This is a genomic window from Sutcliffiella cohnii (assembly GCF_002250055.1).
In the GTDB taxonomy this organism is placed as follows: Bacteria; Bacillota; Bacilli; order Bacillales; family Bacillaceae_I; genus Sutcliffiella; species Sutcliffiella cohnii.
Genome location: NZ_CP018866.1, coordinates 459,249 through 474,231 on the forward strand (window position 1 = coordinate 459,249; position 14,983 = coordinate 474,231).

Below are 14,983 nucleotides of genomic sequence, written 5' to 3' on the forward strand. Positions count from 1 at the left end.
TAGTAGATAATTTAAGGAGGATTCGGAGATGAATTATGTTACATTAAACAACGGTTTGAAAATGCCTCAGCTTGGATTCGGTGTATGGCAAGTAGCGGATGACGAAGCGACTGCTGCTGTTAAAAAAGCGATTGAAGTAGGGTATCGATCAATTGATACAGCTATGATTTATAAAAATGAAGTAGGCGTTGGGAAAGCGATAAAAGAATCTTCCGTACCTCGTGAAGAGTTATTTATTACAACAAAAGTATGGAATAGTGATCAAGGGTATGAAAATACGCTACGTGCTTTTGATGAAAGCTTAGAAAGGTTAGGTCTTGATTATGTAGATTTATACTTAATCCATTGGCCAACACCACAATTTGATCAGTACGTTGATACATATAAAGCGTTAGAGAAGCTTTACCATGATGGTCGCGTGAAAGCAATTGGAGTATGTAACTTTGAAATTGAACATTTAGAGCGTCTTTTAAACGAATGTGAAGTAACTCCAGTTTTAAATCAAATTGAGTGTCATCCATACCTTTCACAAAATGAATTAAAAGAATTCTGTGAGAAACATAATATTTTTGTAGAAGCATGGAGTCCACTAGAGCAAGGTGGAGAAGTGTTAAAAGATGAAGTCGTTCAGCAAATTGCCGAAGCACATCAAAAGTCTCCTGCACAAGTAGTGTTACGTTGGCACTTACAAAATAACACGATCGTTATTCCTAAATCAGTAACACCTTCTCGAATCGAAGAAAACTTTAACGTGTTTGACTTTGAACTTTCTTTAGATGAGATGAAAAAAATAAATGCAATAAATAAAGATAGACGTAGAGGGAAACATCCGAACGAAATGAATGTTCGATAAAAAGTAGTAAAAAGGGTCAGAAACTGTTCTGACCCTTTTAATATTTTATAAAATGAGTGATTACTCACTTTACACACAACAAGAAAACGTTTATGATGAAAATAATGAGTGATTACTCACTTTCATATGAAAAGTCAGAGGTGAATAGGATGAGTACGGAAGAAAGTGTTGTGCAAATTGAAAATGTCTCGATGGCGTTCGGTAAGCAGGTAGTGCTAAAGGATATTTCACTTCAAATTCAAAAAGGTGAAATTTTTGGTCTATTAGGACCTTCAGGTGCTGGCAAAACGACACTAGTGAAGCAACTAGTTGGTTTGGAAATTCCGTCAAGTGGAGAAGTATTTCTTTTTCATGAAAAAATGCCTTCTCTTAAATTAATGAAACGGATTGGATATATGGCACAATCCGACGCTCTGTATGGAGAATTAACAGCGAAAGAGAACTTACAGTTTTTCGGAACACTATATGGTTTGAAAGGAAACCGACTACAACACCGTATGGAAGAGGTATTAAAAATTGTCGACTTAACCGATCATACGAAAAAAACTATTTCCAGCTTTTCAGGAGGGATGAAAAGAAGACTTTCGTTAGCGATTGCCCTATTACACAGTCCAGAAATACTAATTTTAGATGAGCCGACTGTCGGAATCGATCCTGTTTTAAGAAAGAGTATTTGGCAAGCATTTCAAATGCTACGGGAACAAGGAACAACGATTATCGTCACGACGCATGTGATGGATGAAGCAGAAAAATGTGACCGATTAGGTATGCTTCGAGATGGTGTGTTAATCGCAGTCGGCACGCCAGAACAATTAAAAATACAAACTAGCGCTAAATCAATTGAGGAAGCATTTTTAACATATGGAGGTGCTCATTTATGAGGGTGAGAGCGTTAGTGATACGAATATTACGGCAAATTATTCGCGATAAACGAACAATTGCGTTACTTCTATTTGCACCGATTTTAGTATTAACGATGCTACATTTAGTATTTAACGGGGAAGAGTACATTCCTAAAATTGGACTAGTAAATGTACCCCCTGCTATGAACTCACAATTAGATTTCGAAAATGCAACGATTAAAGCGTACAAAACATTAGATGCTGCGGAAGAAGATTTACTTAATAGAGAAATAGATAGCTATATTCATTTTATAAATAATCAACCTTCAGTAGTGTTAGAGGGTAGCGACCCAACTATTAATGGAGTTACAATGAAACAAATAGAAAAAGCCTTGAAAAAATTACAACCAACCGACAACGACATTGCTAGTTTAGAGGTTGAATTTGTACACGGTTCGGCACATATGGGACAATTTGATTATTTTGGGCCGGTCTTGTTAGGTTTCTTCGTGTTTTTCTTTGTGTTTTTAATAGCAGGTGTTTCTTTTTTAAGAGAAAGAACGACAGGTACGTTAGGGAGGTTAATGGCTAGTCCGTTAAAAAAATGGGAAATTGTAGCTGGTTATATTATCGGATTCGGTATTTTTACGATGATCCAGTCGGCCATCATAGCAGCCTATGCGATTTATGTGTTAGGAATGTTAATGGAAGGAGCTTTCATTCATTTACTTCTTATTATTTTAGTGCTCGCTTTAACGGCTCTATCGCTCGGAATATTATTATCTTCTTTTGCTAATAACGAGCTACAAATGATTCAATTTATTCCAATCATCGTTGTTCCGCAAATTTTCTTCTCGGGCCTATTTAACTTAGAGACCATTTCGAGCTGGTTAAAATGGATTGCACCTTTTACACCTTTATATTATGCTGCCGAAGCGTTACGAGACGTGATGGTTAGAGGATATAGCATTAATGAAATATATTTAGAACTACTCGCACTTTGTGGTTTTTCCGTTATGTTCATGCTTTTAAATATTGTTGCATTAAGGAAATATCGAAAAATATAAACGGTTTTCATTTCACCTATTGGCTCAAATCTATTACAATGAAGGTAATGATTCTGAATAATAAGGAGTAACCGATGAACGACCAAAATAATTTAATAGAAGAAATATTTGAAAACGATGATCAATTAACGGAAAAACAAAAGAAAATTATCGTTGCGGCCATAGAATCCTTTGCAGAAAAGGGCTATGCTTCTACGTCGACAAGTGAAATTGCGAAAAGAGCTGGGGTAGCAGAAGGAACAATTTTTCGTCATTATAAAACGAAAAAAGACCTTCTATATTCGATAGTAGAACCGATGATTGCTAAGTTTATTGCTCCTTTTGTCATTAACGATATGAAAAAAGTACTTGATCAAGATTATGAACAATTTGAAGATTTTTTGAGGGCGATGTTTGAAAATAGAATTTCTTTTATTCGAAGGAATTTATTACTATTCCGTATTTTAGTACAAGAAATACCGTTTCAACCAGAATTACAAAAAATGTTCAAAAAACATATCGCGAGTAAAATATATACTCGATTTGAAGACTTAGTAGATCATTACAAAGCAAAAGGGCAGCTAGTCGACCTCCCAGCAAGTACAATTATAAGAGTAACGGTTTCTAGCATATTCGGGTATCTCATAGCTCGAAACTTACTTTTCCCTGAAATAAATTGGGATGACGAAGTAGAAACAGAGCAAACGATTCGACTTATTATAAATGGGGTGTCCCCAAGAGAATAAATGAAATAAAAAAAATGGACTGACTTTTAATTAGAAAGTCAGTTTTTTTATGTGTTACAATCTAAAACCTATAGGAACAAAAAATATTTTAGTGCGTTAAAGTAATTAGAGACACGAAACAATTTTTGTACTATAATGAAAAATACAACGATTTGGGGGTGCTTAATTTGGAAAATATTTTAAAAGAACTTTCTTCTATCCATGGTCCTTGCGGCTTTGAGGAAGATGTAGCAAAGTACATTGCGAACCGTTTAAAAGGTAAAGTAGATTCGGTACAGGTTGATGGGGTAGGAAATTTAATTGTCCGTAAAAAAGGAACTGAATCTGGACCAACAATCGTAGTAGTGGCTCATATGGATGAAGTAGGCTTTATCGTCAAAAAGGTTGAGGAAAATGGTCTTATCCGCTTTGAAAAATTAGGGGGGCATGATGATCGTATTCTACTATCACAACGAGTTCAAATTAATACATATAAAGGATTAAGGTCAGGTGTTATTGGAACGATATCTGCACATATGATGAAATACGATGATCCGAAAAAAGTACGAGCACATCAAAAGCTGTATATTGATGTTGGTGCTAGTACGAAACAAGAAGTAGCAGAATTAGGGATAAGAGTAGGGGACTCGATTACTTGGTACCCTCACTTTGACTACTTAACAGAAAATCGAATAGTTGGAAAAGCGTTTGATGATCGTGCAGGTTGTACCGTGTTAATTCAAGCGCTAGAAGAATTAGAAAAGAGCGATTTTGCAGGTGAAATTGTAGGAGCATTTACGGTTCAAGAGGAAGTCGGTTTAAGAGGTGCCAGAGTAATAGGCCATCAAGTAAATGCCGATGTAGCCATTGCGCTAGATACGACTGCAGTTAGTGACACGCCTGAGGAAATGATGGACAATACGTTAGCGTTAGGTGCTGGAACAGGTATTAAAGCGATTGACTTTAGCCTAATAGCAAATAAAAAAGTGAAAAATCATTTACAAGAAATTGCCGAGAAACAAAACATCACGTACCAAATAGAAGTATTCCCTGGTATTGGTACAGACGCAGGTGAATTAAGCCTTGCACATCAAGGTATCCCAACAGGAGTTCTATCTATTCCTTCTAGATACGCCCACTCCTCAACAGAAGTGATCGATACGAGAGACCTTCTAGCAACAAAAGATTTATTAGTAGCGTTTATAAAAGAGATGAAGGCAACAGAACATTACAAGTTTACAATTTAATAGAGTAGATTAAAAAATCTACTAGAAAAAGATATATTTTCACCTCATTGGACATACTAATTTATAAGCATGTTCAATGAGGTGATTTTTTTGAAAACAATAACTAGATTTGCAGACTTATGCTGGGAAGGCTTAACATTACAACATATATCAGACAAACGAATTGTCATTCCTTATCTACTATTTATCGCTATGACGCTACTATTTGAATTATTTCTATTAGTGTTAATTGGAATCACTAGCTTTATATTTTATATTCACGGCTATCAACCAAGTTTAGGATATATAGTTAGTGGTCCAGCCGTACTCTGCATGTTCCTATTAACAATTCCAATCTTAAAAGCAGTTCTAAAACAGAGAAAAATTGCACATTAAGGTGTAGACCAATTCTGAAGAAGAGAATTGGTCCTTTTTCATACTGCCCTATATTTGTTCAAAAACACTTTCTAAACTGTCGAAGCCGCGTCGATCTTCATTATTCGGTTCGTCTGTCTCGACAGTCCATTCGTTTCCTAAAGGGGTTAAACTACCTTCCTCACTTTTCGTATAAGGAAGATGAATATGATATGTCTTTTCATCTTTTGATACTGTATAGCCTAAATAGTATCGATCCCCTTCTCCATGCTCCTCAAAAATTCCAATTGAATCTAAATCGAATTTCTCAATATACTCTGGAAGAGAGGTTTGTAATTCATTTAATATTTCATTACGAGATAAGTATTCCATTCTATTTCTCCTTTTTCCTAGAATCACTTTTAATATGTGTTTGTTTTCTGGAATTAAACAAAGGCTGCGAGAAATAGGCTTAATATTCTTATTTACTTCGATACTCACCAGGAGACATACCATATTTCTTTTTAAACACACGGTGAAAATACGTGTATGAAGTGAACCCGCAGTTCTCTGCAATATTTTCTAACGTCATCGTTGTGTATTTCATTTGATCGATTGCAGCGGAAAGGCGAATTTCTTGGGCATATTCTATCATTGTCTTCCCAACAATTTGTTTAAACAAATGAACAGCTCGGGATACACTTAGTCCGGCATGTTTTGCTACATCTTCTACTTTTAATCCAACAGTAGCATGCTCTTCGATGTACCTTAACATTCTTGTAACCGCGTATGGCCTATTTTTAGACTGTTTCGTTTCATTCACAGCCCGTTCTAACGTTAAACAAAGCGCCTGCATTAAATACGATGATAATTCTTGGTTTTCTTCGGATAGAGGTCGACGTTTTTCAATCGTTAAATGTCTCCAAAGTGCTAGTAAGCGCTCATCTAAATCAATAGTAGAGATGGCAGGTTTTTCAGACCGATTCCACCATTCATCGACCCAAGCACCTGATACGGATAAATGATAATCCCCACTCTTTTCATTTTCTTCAATATTTAATTCATATAGGTCACCTGGCTTGGCAAGTAAAAGATCCCCTTTTTTAATCGCTATTTTTTCATTGTTTAACGTAATAACGCCTGTCCCTTCCGTTTGCAAGCGAAAAAGATAACCTGTTAATTGTTCTGTATCTTGGGAATGATAACCTTTTGTATGGTAGGAATAACCGCAAAAACGTATGTAAGTGTTCATTTTTTTCTCGTCCTTATTTTCATTATAAAAAAGAAATAGCAAAATAGTGCATGTTTCCATTATATTATCTATTTATAATTTATACTATCTATTTTATGATGAGTACGTAAATGTAAGCGTTTTATCCTTATGTTGAAAAGGAGTGAAATGTTATAGGTATCCCAATAGCAGTTCAATTGTATACGTTACGTAATGAATTAGAAGCAGATTTCGTTGGAACATTGAAAAAGGTAGCTCAACTTGGTTTTGATGGCGTAGAATTAGCCGGATACGGAGGGATGAGTGTTACCGAGCTAAAAAGCTTATTAGATGAACTAGGTCTTCAAGCTCCATCTAGCCATGTCCCGTTAGAACAATTAGAGAAAAATTTGGACAAGGTGATAGAAGAACAGAAAATATTAGGAAGCCAATATATTGTAGTTCCTTATATAATGCCAGAAAATCAAAACGAAGATTATTATTACTCATTAATCTCGTTTTTAAAAACCGCCAATGCAAAATGTAACGAGCAAGGCTTAACTCTTTGTTATCATAACCACGATTTTGAACTAGAGAAATTGAGTGATGGTAGAAAAGTACTTGAAGCAATCCTTGAAGAAACAAGTGTTAGTACAGAATTTGATGTGTATTGGTTAACGAAGGCTGGGGAGGATCCGGTTGACTGGTTAACCCGATATCGTGACAGAACTCCGCTTGTTCATTTAAAAGATATGACGTTAGATGATGAAAGATTTTTTGCTGAACTTGGTACTGGTGGAGTAAATGTGGAATCGATTCTCCAAACAGGAAAAGAGCAAAACGTAAAATGGTGGATTGTGGAACAAGATGAAAGCCGACGTACACCGTTAGAGAGTATTGAAATAAGCATTAACTACTTAAAAAATATAATATAAATTAATTCTAAGGAGCGATAACAGCATGATTAATGTAACAGTATGGAACGAGCACCGTCACGAACAAAAAAACCCGGTAGTAAGAGACGTTTACCCAGAAGGTATTCACGGAGCAATTGCAAGCTTTTTAAAAGATGATTATAAAGTGAGAACAGCAACGCTAGATGAAGCGGAACACGGATTAACAGATGATGTTTTAAATGAAACAGATGTTTTAATTTGGTGGGGCCATATCGCACATGATGAAGTAAGTGATGAAGTTGTGGAAAAAGTGAAGAAACGTGTATGGGAAGGAATGGGACTTATCGTACTTCATTCTGGTCACTTCTCGAAAATTTTCAAAACATTGATGGGTACTTCATGTGACTTAAAATGGCGTGAAGCAGACGAGAAAGAAAGACTATGGGTTGTTGACCCAAGCCATCCAATTGTGGAAGGTGTTGGAGAATACATTGAGCTTGATCGTGAAGAAATGTATGGAGAGCATTTTGACATTCCAGCACCAGATCAACTTGTATTTTTAAGTTGGTTTGAAGGTGGAGAAGTATTTAGAAGCGGATGCACTTACAGCCGTGGTAACGGGAAGATTTTCTACTTCCGACCAGGACATGAAACGTATCCGACCTATCATAACGAAGAAATTCAACGAGTTATTAAAAATGGCGTAAAATGGGCGGCACCGACAAAACGCTCTTATCCTGTATATGGAAACGCGAAGCCATTAGAAGAAATTAAACCAAAGAACTAAACAGGGGGATTAGACATATGAGTAAAGTGAAAATTGGAGTAATTGGTTGTGGAAGTATTGCGAAACACCGTCATTTACCGGAATATGCAAACAATAAAAATGTAGAAATTGTTGCAGTGTGTGACATCGTAGAGGAAAGAGCACAAGAGACTGCGGATAAATATAATGCAACTGCTTATACAAGTTATGAAGAGCTTTTAGCTAATGAAGACGTGGAGGCAGTAAGTGTTTGTACACCGAACTATTTACACGCTCCAGTTTCGATTGCAGCATTAAAGGCAGGTAAACACGTACTATGTGAAAAGCCGATGGCAACATCTAAAGAAGAAGCAGAGGAAATGATTGCAGCCGCTAAAGCAAGTAATAAAAAACTAATGATTGCTCATAACCAACGTTTCGTACCTTCGCACCAAAAAGCGAGACAACTAGTTGCAAGTGGAGAGCTTGGAAAAATTTATAGCTTCCGTACTGCTTTCGGTCATGGAGGCCCAGAAGGTTGGAGTGTAGATGGAGCGAATAGCTGGTTCTTTAAAAAAGAGCAAGCGTTCATCGGTGCGATGGGTGACCTAGGTGTTCATAAAACAGACCTTTTACGCTACATTTTAGGAGAAGAGTTTGTAGAAGTTGGTGCGTTCGTAGAAACTAGTGCAAAAGAAAATGCAGATGTGGATGATACAGCTGTTTGTGTTTTAAAAACAGAAAGCGGTATTATAGGTACATTAGCAGCTAGCTGGTCTTACGTATCGAAAGAGGATAACGCTACTATTATTTATGCGGAAAATGCTATCGTTCGTCTAGAAGATGACCCAGTTAACTCCGTAATTGTTCAATATAAAAATGGTGAAGTCGTGAAATATGAGCTAGGTGGCATTCAAACGAATGAATCTGGTGGACAAACGAGCTCTCAAGTAGTAGACCAATTTATTACTTCTATCGTGAATGATGTAGAGCCACCAGTTTCGGGTGAAGAAGGAATGAAATCTTTACAAGTCGTATTAGCTGCGCTTGCTTCTAATGAAACGAAACAAATAACTAGAATTTAAGTGGTGGTTAAAATGACAAAAATAAAAATGGGAATTATCGGCACGGGCGGTATCGCTCGTGGCCGCCACATTCCTGCCTACCAACAAATATCTGATCTAGTAACACTCGAGGCTGTTTGTGATGTAAATATCGATGCAGCGAAAGCGGTTGCTGAAGAGTTTGGAATTGAAAAAGTGTTCTCCGATTACACCGATCTTCTTAAAGAAGTAGACGCCGTAACAATTTGTACACCAAACAAATTTCATGCTGAAATGACGATTGCAGCGTTAGAAGCTGGTGTTCATGTGTTATGTGAAAAGCCGATGGCAATAAGTGCTGAAGAATCAGCCGCAATGCTTGAAGCTGCTAATAGAACTGGAAAAGTGTTAGGAATCGGATTCCACTATCGATTTACGAAAGATGCACAAGCGGCAAAAAGGATGATAGAAGAAAATGAAATTGGTGCGCCAATCGTGGCTCGAGCTCATGCGATGAGAAGAAGAAAAGTTCCTGGTTGGGGAGTTTTCACAAATAAAGAGCTACAAGGTGGCGGCAGCTTAATTGATTGGGGCTGTCATTTCTTAGATTTATCTCTTTGGCTAATGGGGAATCCAAAACCGGTTGAAGTAGTTGGTCAATCGTACAACCGTTTAAGTAAAATGCCGAACCAAGTGAATCAGTGGGGAAGCTTTAATCATGAGACGTTTTCAGTAGATGATCACGTTACAGCGTACATTCGGTTTGATAATGGAGCAACGATGCTGTTTGAAACTTCTTGGGCGGCAAATATAAAAGAAGATTCAGAAGGTGTTAGTATTTCAGGCGAAAAAGGTGGAATCGACCTATTTCCATTGGAACTGAATCAAGTGAAGCACGGCATGTTAGTAAGTAGTAAAGCTGACTGGATTCCAGGTGAAGAAAATCCTGGAGTAGCACAAGTAACAAACTTTGTGGAAGCATGTTTAGGAAAAAGTGAACTCGTAGTGAAGCCAGAGGAAGCGCTGCAAGTTTCTCAAATAATTGATGCCATTTACTTAAGTAGTGAAACAGGCAGAAGTGTAAAGCTATAAAAGGAAAGGGAGGTTTTCATACATGAAGTTAGGTGTTTTTACCGTTTTATTTTCTCAAAAAAACTTAGATGAAATGCTAGACTATGTAAAAAACGCAGGGGTGAAAGCTGTAGAAATTGGGACAGGTGGCTACCCTGGAAATGCGCATTGCGATATCGATGCATTATTAGAAAGCGAAGAGCTTCGCAATGAATACTTAGAAAAGGTAACTTCTCGTGGTTTACAAATTAGTGCGTTTAGCTGTCACGGTAACCCGATTTCACCTGAGAAGTCTTTTGCAGAAGAATCACATATCGCACTGAAAAAATCTATCCAACTAGCTAATTTAATGGGCGTACCTGTTGTCAACTGTTTCTCTGGAACAGCTGGTGACCATGAAGAAGCAAAATATCCAAACTGGCCGGTTACACCTTGGCCAACAGAGTATGCGGATGTATTAAAATGGCAATGGGAAGAAAAGTTAATTCCTTATTGGAAAGAGATGGGGCAATTTGCGAAAGACCATAACGTCAAAATTGGCCTAGAACTGCATGGAGGATTTTTAGTTCATACTCCATATACTTTACTAAAATTACGTGAAGAAACGTGTGATGCCATTGGTGCGAACTTAGATCCGAGTCATTTATGGTGGCAAGGAATTGATCCAGTTGCGGCGATTAAAATTTTAGGAAAAGCAAATGCAATCCATCACTTCCATGCGAAGGATACGTACATTGATCAAGAGAACGTTAATATGTATGGATTAGTTGATATGCAACCGTACGGAGAAGTACAAACGAGAGCTTGGACATTCCGTTCAGTAGGCTGCGGACATAGTATTCAAGAATGGTCCGACATGATCAGTGCATTACGTACGTACGGCTACGATTACGTAGTGAGTATTGAACACGAAGATCCACTAATGTCTATCGAAGAAGGCTTTGCAAGAGCAGTTAAAAACTTAAATTCCATCATCATTGAAGAAAAACCTTCAGATATGTGGTGGGCGTAACGAATAGGAGAGAATCTGTAATAGACAGATTCTCTTTTTTTGAAAATTACTTGTAAAAAATTTCTAACAATGTTATAGTCAAACTATATTGTAATACAAAGTAGTGAAAAGTTCTTTTTTTATCAAACTATGTTGCATAACAAAATTGTTGTTCTCTTTTTTTGTTCAACTATATTGCAAAACAAGTTAGTGGAGGGAGGGGAAAGTGTGTCCACAAGTCAAATATTAAAAGGAATATTAGAAGGATGTTTACTTTCTGTTATTGGAAAAGGGGAAACGTACGGTTACGAAATGATAGAAAAACTAAACAAGTACGGATTTACTATGGTAAGTGAAGGAAGTATTTATCCACTTTTATTACGAATGAGAAAAGAGGGCCTTGTTATAACAACTCAGAAAGAACTTCCATCAGGTGGTCCGAAAAGAAAATATTATTCTTTAACAGCCAAAGGAAAAGAAGAGCTAGAAGAGTTTAAATTGCGTTGGGATGCGATTTCGAGCGGAGTTAATAACCTTTTAAAGGAGGATGAGTAGTGATGAAAGTATCGAAACAAAGTAAAGAGTTTTTACAAAATTTAAGAGCTTATTTAATTGCAAGTGGTAAAAAGGAACAAGAAATTGAAGAGATAATTAGTGAGTTAGAAGATCATTTAGTGGAAGCAGAAAAAGACGGTAAAAATGTAGAGGACATAGTCGGGCAAACGCCAAAGGAATATATGGAACAAATTGCAAAAGAAATGCCGCTAGATATTGGGGGAATATTAAAGTTCATTCCGATTATCTTTTTAGGAGCCTTTTCCTATATTTTACTAGGGGATGTTATTCGAGGTGGATTAGCCTATTCTGTTTTACAATTAGTTGGATATCCGATTATCTTTTTGTTTGTACTCTTGGTGTCTACAGTTGCAATCAAATATTTATCTAGTAACAAACTATCAAAAGTAAAAGAATGGACGTTATATTGTCTAATCGGTGGAATCCCAATGGCACTGTTTGTCGGGTTACTATTTTTAAACGATGCAATAGAAACTCCGATTTTTACATTTGGTCCGACGATTAATGTAATAGCTGCGATTTTTTCTATAGTCGTATTCATCGCCATAGCACTATGGTCTAAAACGTGGATGCCGATTGTACTACCATTAATTCTTTTTGTTCCTGAAGTAATCATCGGATTAACTTCCTTATCAGAAGAAACTAAACTAATCTTAACGGCGCTTATTTTACCTGTTGGCCTAGGTCTTTATTTTATCGTAATATGGCAGATGGAAAAGCAAAAAGTAGCAAACGTAATAGAATAAGGGATTAAGCAAGAGGATTGTTAACAGGATAGTAGAGAAGAAAGAAAAATAATAATAGGGAAAAAACGTGAAAAGGGGTCAATGTAATCTTCTGACCCCTTAAAAAATTCCTTTATGCAGTTCCTAAAACAACGCCTAATTTTTTCAAATATTGACGATACGCGATACTTACACGGTCACTTTTCAATGAAAGCTCCACCTGTAAGTCTAGCGGTAGATCTTCAGGTTTTTGATTTTCTACAATAGGTTTATCTTGAGCAAAAATCATATCCTGATAAGCAATTGTTTCCTCGTCAGATGTATTCGTATCGTAGTTAAATGCAAGAATACCATAAACAACCGACTTTTTCTCTTCAACAGGGGAAACGGTTAGCAAAATAGTAAACTTGTTATCTGTGTCAGGATCTCTCTTAGTAAAACGAACAGTTAATGGACTTAATATTTCGTACGTGTAATACACATACTTTGATTGACCTGAGCCATCAGGATCTGGTTGGAAAATAGCAATCTCATCAGAGTAAATACTATTTTCTCCCCAATTCATTTCATAGTCCTCGATAACAGGTTTATCTTCTACTCCTAAAATACCACCGTGTACAAATGCAAGATGTCCAACATCTAAAAAGTTTTCTACTATTCTAGGTGGGTTAGCGTTTACTGAAGTTGGTCCCCACATAATTTTTCTTACATCTTCATTCTCCCACTCCGTAAAATCAAAAAATGTACTATCATCAGTCGATAAATTTACCCAAATAAATCCGTATTTTTCCGCACAATGATATTTAATTGCTTTAGCTTTCATTGGAATTTTTCGTCCTTCTGGAAGTTGAGGAATCTTCTCGCAATCTCCATTTGAGTTATATTCCCATCCGTGATACGCACATACTAAATTTCCGTCCTTTACACAACCTAAAGATAGTGCTGCACCTCGATGAATGCAAAGATCTTTGAAAGCATGAACGCCTTCTTCATTTCTAAATAGAACGATACGCTCTCCTAAAATAGTAACAGATATAGGTTTATCGCTTACTTCTTCAGAAATACAAGCTACAATCCACTCTTTTTGTAATACTGGGTCTTTAACTAACATTCGCTTTTCTCCTTATATACATTGTGATTTAACATTATGTTAAGTTAAAATTGTTCGTTAGTCAATTAAAAAACGAACAATAATTATATCATCTAATAAAATATACGTATTTTATATTTACAAAACTAATTTTAACTTCTATAATACAAATTATCGAAAAACTGAATCACATTTAGGGGGACAATTACGAGATGAAGACAGAAGAGAAAAATAACGGGCTCATCGTTGGAGTAGATGATAAACTTAGCCCAGGTAAAGCGACAATACTTGGCTTACAGCACGTTCTTGCGATGGATTTATACATTGCTCCAATAATAATTGCTGGATTATTAGCACTCGATACACAAAATACTACTTTCTTTATTCAAATGTGTTTTCTTGCAGCTGGGTTAGGAACGTTAATTCAAACTGGTTTTGGTATGAGGTTACCAGTAGTGCAAGGTCCGTCATATGTTCCGATTGGTGCATTAGCGGCAATTGGTGGAAAATTGGGCTTAGGAGCAATAGCTGGTAGTTTAATTCCCGGCGCAATATTAATTGCTATTATTGGATATCCATTAAAATGGTTTGCGAAAGTAGTAAAAAGAATTATTCCCCCTTTGGTAGGTGGAACAGTTATTGTAATCGTAGGGATTTCTTTAATGCCAGTTCCTTTTAAAAGTATTTATTCTTCTCCAGGTAATTTAGGAGATAATGCGATGATAGCAATTGTTACGGTCGCTGTTCTTATCCTTTGTATGTTATTAGGGAAAAAGCAGCAAGGATTAGGGACGTTTTTCCGATTAGTTTCTGTTATTTTAGCAATCGTTGTAGGAACGATTACGGCCGCTTTTTATGGAAGAGTTGATTTTTCTCCAGTTGCAGATGCAGCTTGGTTCTCGTTACCAAAGTTAATGCCTTTTGGACCTCCAGTATTTGATTTAAATGCAATTTTAATTATGGTATTTATTTATTTTATTATTTTAGTAGAAACAACAGGAACTTGGTTCGTCGTATCAAAAGTAACGGATAGTGAATTAACAGATAAACGATTAAACAAAGCTTCTTTCGGTGAGGGGTTAGGTTGTTTTGTAGGATCTTTAGTTGGTGGAACACCGATGACAGGTTATTCTTCTAACGCTGGTCTAATTGCCATTACTGGTGTTGCTAGTCGTGTCGCTATTTTAGCTGCAGGAGGAATATTAGTTTTACTAGGTCTTCTTCCTAAACTATCGGCATTAATAACTTGCGTACCTGCCCCAGTTATTAATGGAATTTTTGGTGTAGTTTGTATCACTATTGCGATGAACGGCTTTAAAGTAATTCAACACGTTGTATTAGATGATCGAAATATGATTGTTATCGGTTTACCAATTCTATTAACAATTGGTGTAACAGTAATGCCTTCTGAAATTTTATATAGTATGCCGGATTTAGCCAACTACGTATTATCTTCTGGTACGGCAGTAGGTGCTTTAGCAGTCCTCATATTGAATTTAATTATTCCTGAGGACAAAAAGAAAGTTCCGATTAAGAACGCGGCATAACGAAAAGTTGGGATGTCCTAAAAGTCAGTAAAGACTGACTTTT

At 36.5% G+C, this 14,983-nt stretch carries 17 protein-coding genes; 14 read left to right on the forward strand and 3 right to left on the reverse strand.

Annotated features, from left to right (window positions below; translation table 11 throughout):
* The first annotated feature begins 28 nt into the window (after window positions 1–28).
* The 6 genes from BC6307_RS02120 (at window position 29) to BC6307_RS02145 (ending at window position 5,088) form a co-directional block, all read left to right on the forward strand.
* Window positions 29–853 (forward strand): aldo/keto reductase, encoded by an 825-nt coding sequence (locus BC6307_RS02120; protein WP_066415039.1) that lies wholly within the window; start codon window positions 29–31, stop codon window positions 851–853.
* 149 nt (window positions 854–1,002) lie between these two features.
* Entirely contained in the window at window positions 1,003–1,734 is a 732-nt protein-coding gene (locus BC6307_RS02125; RefSeq protein WP_066415036.1) for an ABC transporter ATP-binding protein, read from the forward strand.
* Complete coding sequence (locus tag BC6307_RS02130; RefSeq protein WP_066415034.1) at window positions 1,731–2,762, forward strand: ABC transporter permease; 1,032 nt, start codon at window positions 1,731–1,733, stop codon at window positions 2,760–2,762. The genes BC6307_RS02125 and BC6307_RS02130 overlap by 4 nt, the downstream gene beginning before the upstream one ends.
* A gap of 74 nt (window positions 2,763–2,836) precedes the next feature.
* On the forward strand, window positions 2,837–3,487 hold the full coding sequence (locus BC6307_RS02135; RefSeq protein WP_066415030.1) for a TetR/AcrR family transcriptional regulator: 651 nt from the start codon (window positions 2,837–2,839) through the stop codon (window positions 3,485–3,487).
* A 167-nt stretch (window positions 3,488–3,654) separates the two neighbouring features.
* Window positions 3,655–4,713 carry a M42 family metallopeptidase gene (locus BC6307_RS02140; protein WP_066415029.1) on the forward strand — a complete coding sequence of 353 codons (1,059 nt, stop codon included), beginning with the start codon at window positions 3,655–3,657 and terminating at the stop codon, window positions 4,711–4,713.
* A gap of 90 nt (window positions 4,714–4,803) precedes the next feature.
* On the forward strand, window positions 4,804–5,088 hold the full coding sequence (locus BC6307_RS02145) for a hypothetical protein (protein WP_066415028.1): 285 nt from the start codon (window positions 4,804–4,806) through the stop codon (window positions 5,086–5,088).
* A gap of 48 nt (window positions 5,089–5,136) precedes the next feature.
* On the opposite strand, the gene BC6307_RS02150 is transcribed toward BC6307_RS02145, so the two are convergent.
* Both BC6307_RS02150 and BC6307_RS02155 read right to left on the reverse strand, forming a co-directional pair.
* Window positions 5,137–5,439 carry a DUF5634 family protein gene (locus tag BC6307_RS02150; RefSeq protein WP_066415026.1) on the reverse strand — a complete coding sequence of 101 codons (303 nt, stop codon included), beginning with the start codon at window positions 5,437–5,439 and terminating at the stop codon, window positions 5,137–5,139.
* A gap of 88 nt (window positions 5,440–5,527) precedes the next feature.
* The gene (locus BC6307_RS02155; RefSeq protein ID WP_066415024.1) at window positions 5,528–6,298 is read right to left on the reverse strand and encodes an AraC family transcriptional regulator; all 771 of its coding nucleotides are present in this window, start codon (window positions 6,296–6,298) and stop codon (window positions 5,528–5,530) included.
* A 176-nt stretch (window positions 6,299–6,474) separates the two neighbouring features.
* Here BC6307_RS02155 and BC6307_RS02160 point away from each other — a divergent pair, with 176 nt between their 5' ends.
* From BC6307_RS02160 to BC6307_RS02190, 7 genes are all read left to right on the forward strand, one after another.
* Window positions 6,475–7,191 (forward strand): sugar phosphate isomerase/epimerase family protein, encoded by a 717-nt coding sequence (locus tag BC6307_RS02160; protein ID WP_235858096.1) that lies wholly within the window; start codon window positions 6,475–6,477, stop codon window positions 7,189–7,191.
* A gap of 25 nt (window positions 7,192–7,216) precedes the next feature.
* Window positions 7,217–7,939: a ThuA domain-containing protein gene (locus BC6307_RS02165; protein WP_066415017.1), complete on the forward strand. Its 723-nt coding sequence runs from the start codon at window positions 7,217–7,219 to the stop codon at window positions 7,937–7,939.
* Between the two features lie 17 nt (window positions 7,940–7,956).
* Window positions 7,957–8,982, forward strand: a complete 1,026-nt coding sequence (locus tag BC6307_RS02170) for a Gfo/Idh/MocA family protein (RefSeq protein ID WP_066415015.1) — start codon at window positions 7,957–7,959, stop codon at window positions 8,980–8,982.
* Between the two features lie 12 nt (window positions 8,983–8,994).
* A complete protein-coding gene (locus BC6307_RS02175) occupies window positions 8,995–10,032 on the forward strand; it encodes a Gfo/Idh/MocA family protein (protein ID WP_066415014.1) in 1,038 nt (345 codons plus the stop codon).
* A 22-nt stretch (window positions 10,033–10,054) separates the two neighbouring features.
* Window positions 10,055–11,023, forward strand: a complete 969-nt coding sequence (locus BC6307_RS02180; protein WP_066415012.1) for a sugar phosphate isomerase/epimerase family protein — start codon at window positions 10,055–10,057, stop codon at window positions 11,021–11,023.
* 207 nt (window positions 11,024–11,230) lie between these two features.
* Window positions 11,231–11,557 (forward strand): PadR family transcriptional regulator, encoded by a 327-nt coding sequence (locus BC6307_RS02185; protein WP_066415010.1) that lies wholly within the window; start codon window positions 11,231–11,233, stop codon window positions 11,555–11,557.
* 2 nt (window positions 11,558–11,559) lie between these two features.
* Window positions 11,560–12,324 (forward strand): DUF1129 family protein, encoded by a 765-nt coding sequence (locus tag BC6307_RS02190; RefSeq protein ID WP_066415007.1) that lies wholly within the window; start codon window positions 11,560–11,562, stop codon window positions 12,322–12,324.
* A gap of 112 nt (window positions 12,325–12,436) precedes the next feature.
* Here the strand turns inward: BC6307_RS02190 and BC6307_RS02195 are convergent, their stop codons facing one another.
* Window positions 12,437–13,414 carry an aromatic ring-hydroxylating dioxygenase subunit alpha gene (locus tag BC6307_RS02195; RefSeq protein ID WP_066415005.1) on the reverse strand — a complete coding sequence of 326 codons (978 nt, stop codon included), beginning with the start codon at window positions 13,412–13,414 and terminating at the stop codon, window positions 12,437–12,439.
* Window positions 13,415–13,605: 191 nt separating this feature from the next.
* Between BC6307_RS02195 and BC6307_RS02200 the strand changes: the two genes are divergently transcribed.
* Window positions 13,606–14,940: a uracil-xanthine permease family protein gene (locus tag BC6307_RS02200; protein ID WP_066415002.1), complete on the forward strand. Its 1,335-nt coding sequence runs from the start codon at window positions 13,606–13,608 to the stop codon at window positions 14,938–14,940.
* Window positions 14,941–14,983 lie beyond the last annotated feature (43 nt).

Bases quoted from the DNA above. Each gene is read 5' to 3' on its own strand.
- BC6307_RS02120 (WP_066415039.1), top strand. From the start codon at position 29: ATGAATTATGTTACATTAAACAACGGTTTGAAAATGCCTCAGCTTGGA.
- BC6307_RS02125 (WP_066415036.1), top strand. From the start codon at position 1,003: ATGAGTACGGAAGAAAGTGTTGTGCAAATTGAAAATGTCTCGATGGCG.
- BC6307_RS02130 (WP_066415034.1), top strand. From the start codon at position 1,731: ATGAGGGTGAGAGCGTTAGTGATACGAATATTACGGCAAATTATTCGC.
- BC6307_RS02135 (WP_066415030.1), top strand. From the start codon at position 2,837: ATGAACGACCAAAATAATTTAATAGAAGAAATATTTGAAAACGATGAT.
- BC6307_RS02150 (WP_066415026.1), bottom strand. From the start codon at position 5,439: ATGGAATACTTATCTCGTAATGAAATATTAAATGAATTACAAACCTCT.
- BC6307_RS02155 (WP_066415024.1), bottom strand. From the start codon at position 6,298: ATGAACACTTACATACGTTTTTGCGGTTATTCCTACCATACAAAAGGT.
- BC6307_RS02165 (WP_066415017.1), top strand. From the start codon at position 7,217: ATGATTAATGTAACAGTATGGAACGAGCACCGTCACGAACAAAAAAAC.
- BC6307_RS02170 (WP_066415015.1), top strand. From the start codon at position 7,957: ATGAGTAAAGTGAAAATTGGAGTAATTGGTTGTGGAAGTATTGCGAAA.
- BC6307_RS02175 (WP_066415014.1), top strand. From the start codon at position 8,995: ATGACAAAAATAAAAATGGGAATTATCGGCACGGGCGGTATCGCTCGT.
- BC6307_RS02180 (WP_066415012.1), top strand. From the start codon at position 10,055: ATGAAGTTAGGTGTTTTTACCGTTTTATTTTCTCAAAAAAACTTAGAT.
- BC6307_RS02190 (WP_066415007.1), top strand. From the start codon at position 11,560: ATGAAAGTATCGAAACAAAGTAAAGAGTTTTTACAAAATTTAAGAGCT.
- BC6307_RS02195 (WP_066415005.1), bottom strand. From the start codon at position 13,414: ATGTTAGTTAAAGACCCAGTATTACAAAAAGAGTGGATTGTAGCTTGT.
- BC6307_RS02200 (WP_066415002.1), top strand. From the start codon at position 13,606: ATGAAGACAGAAGAGAAAAATAACGGGCTCATCGTTGGAGTAGATGAT.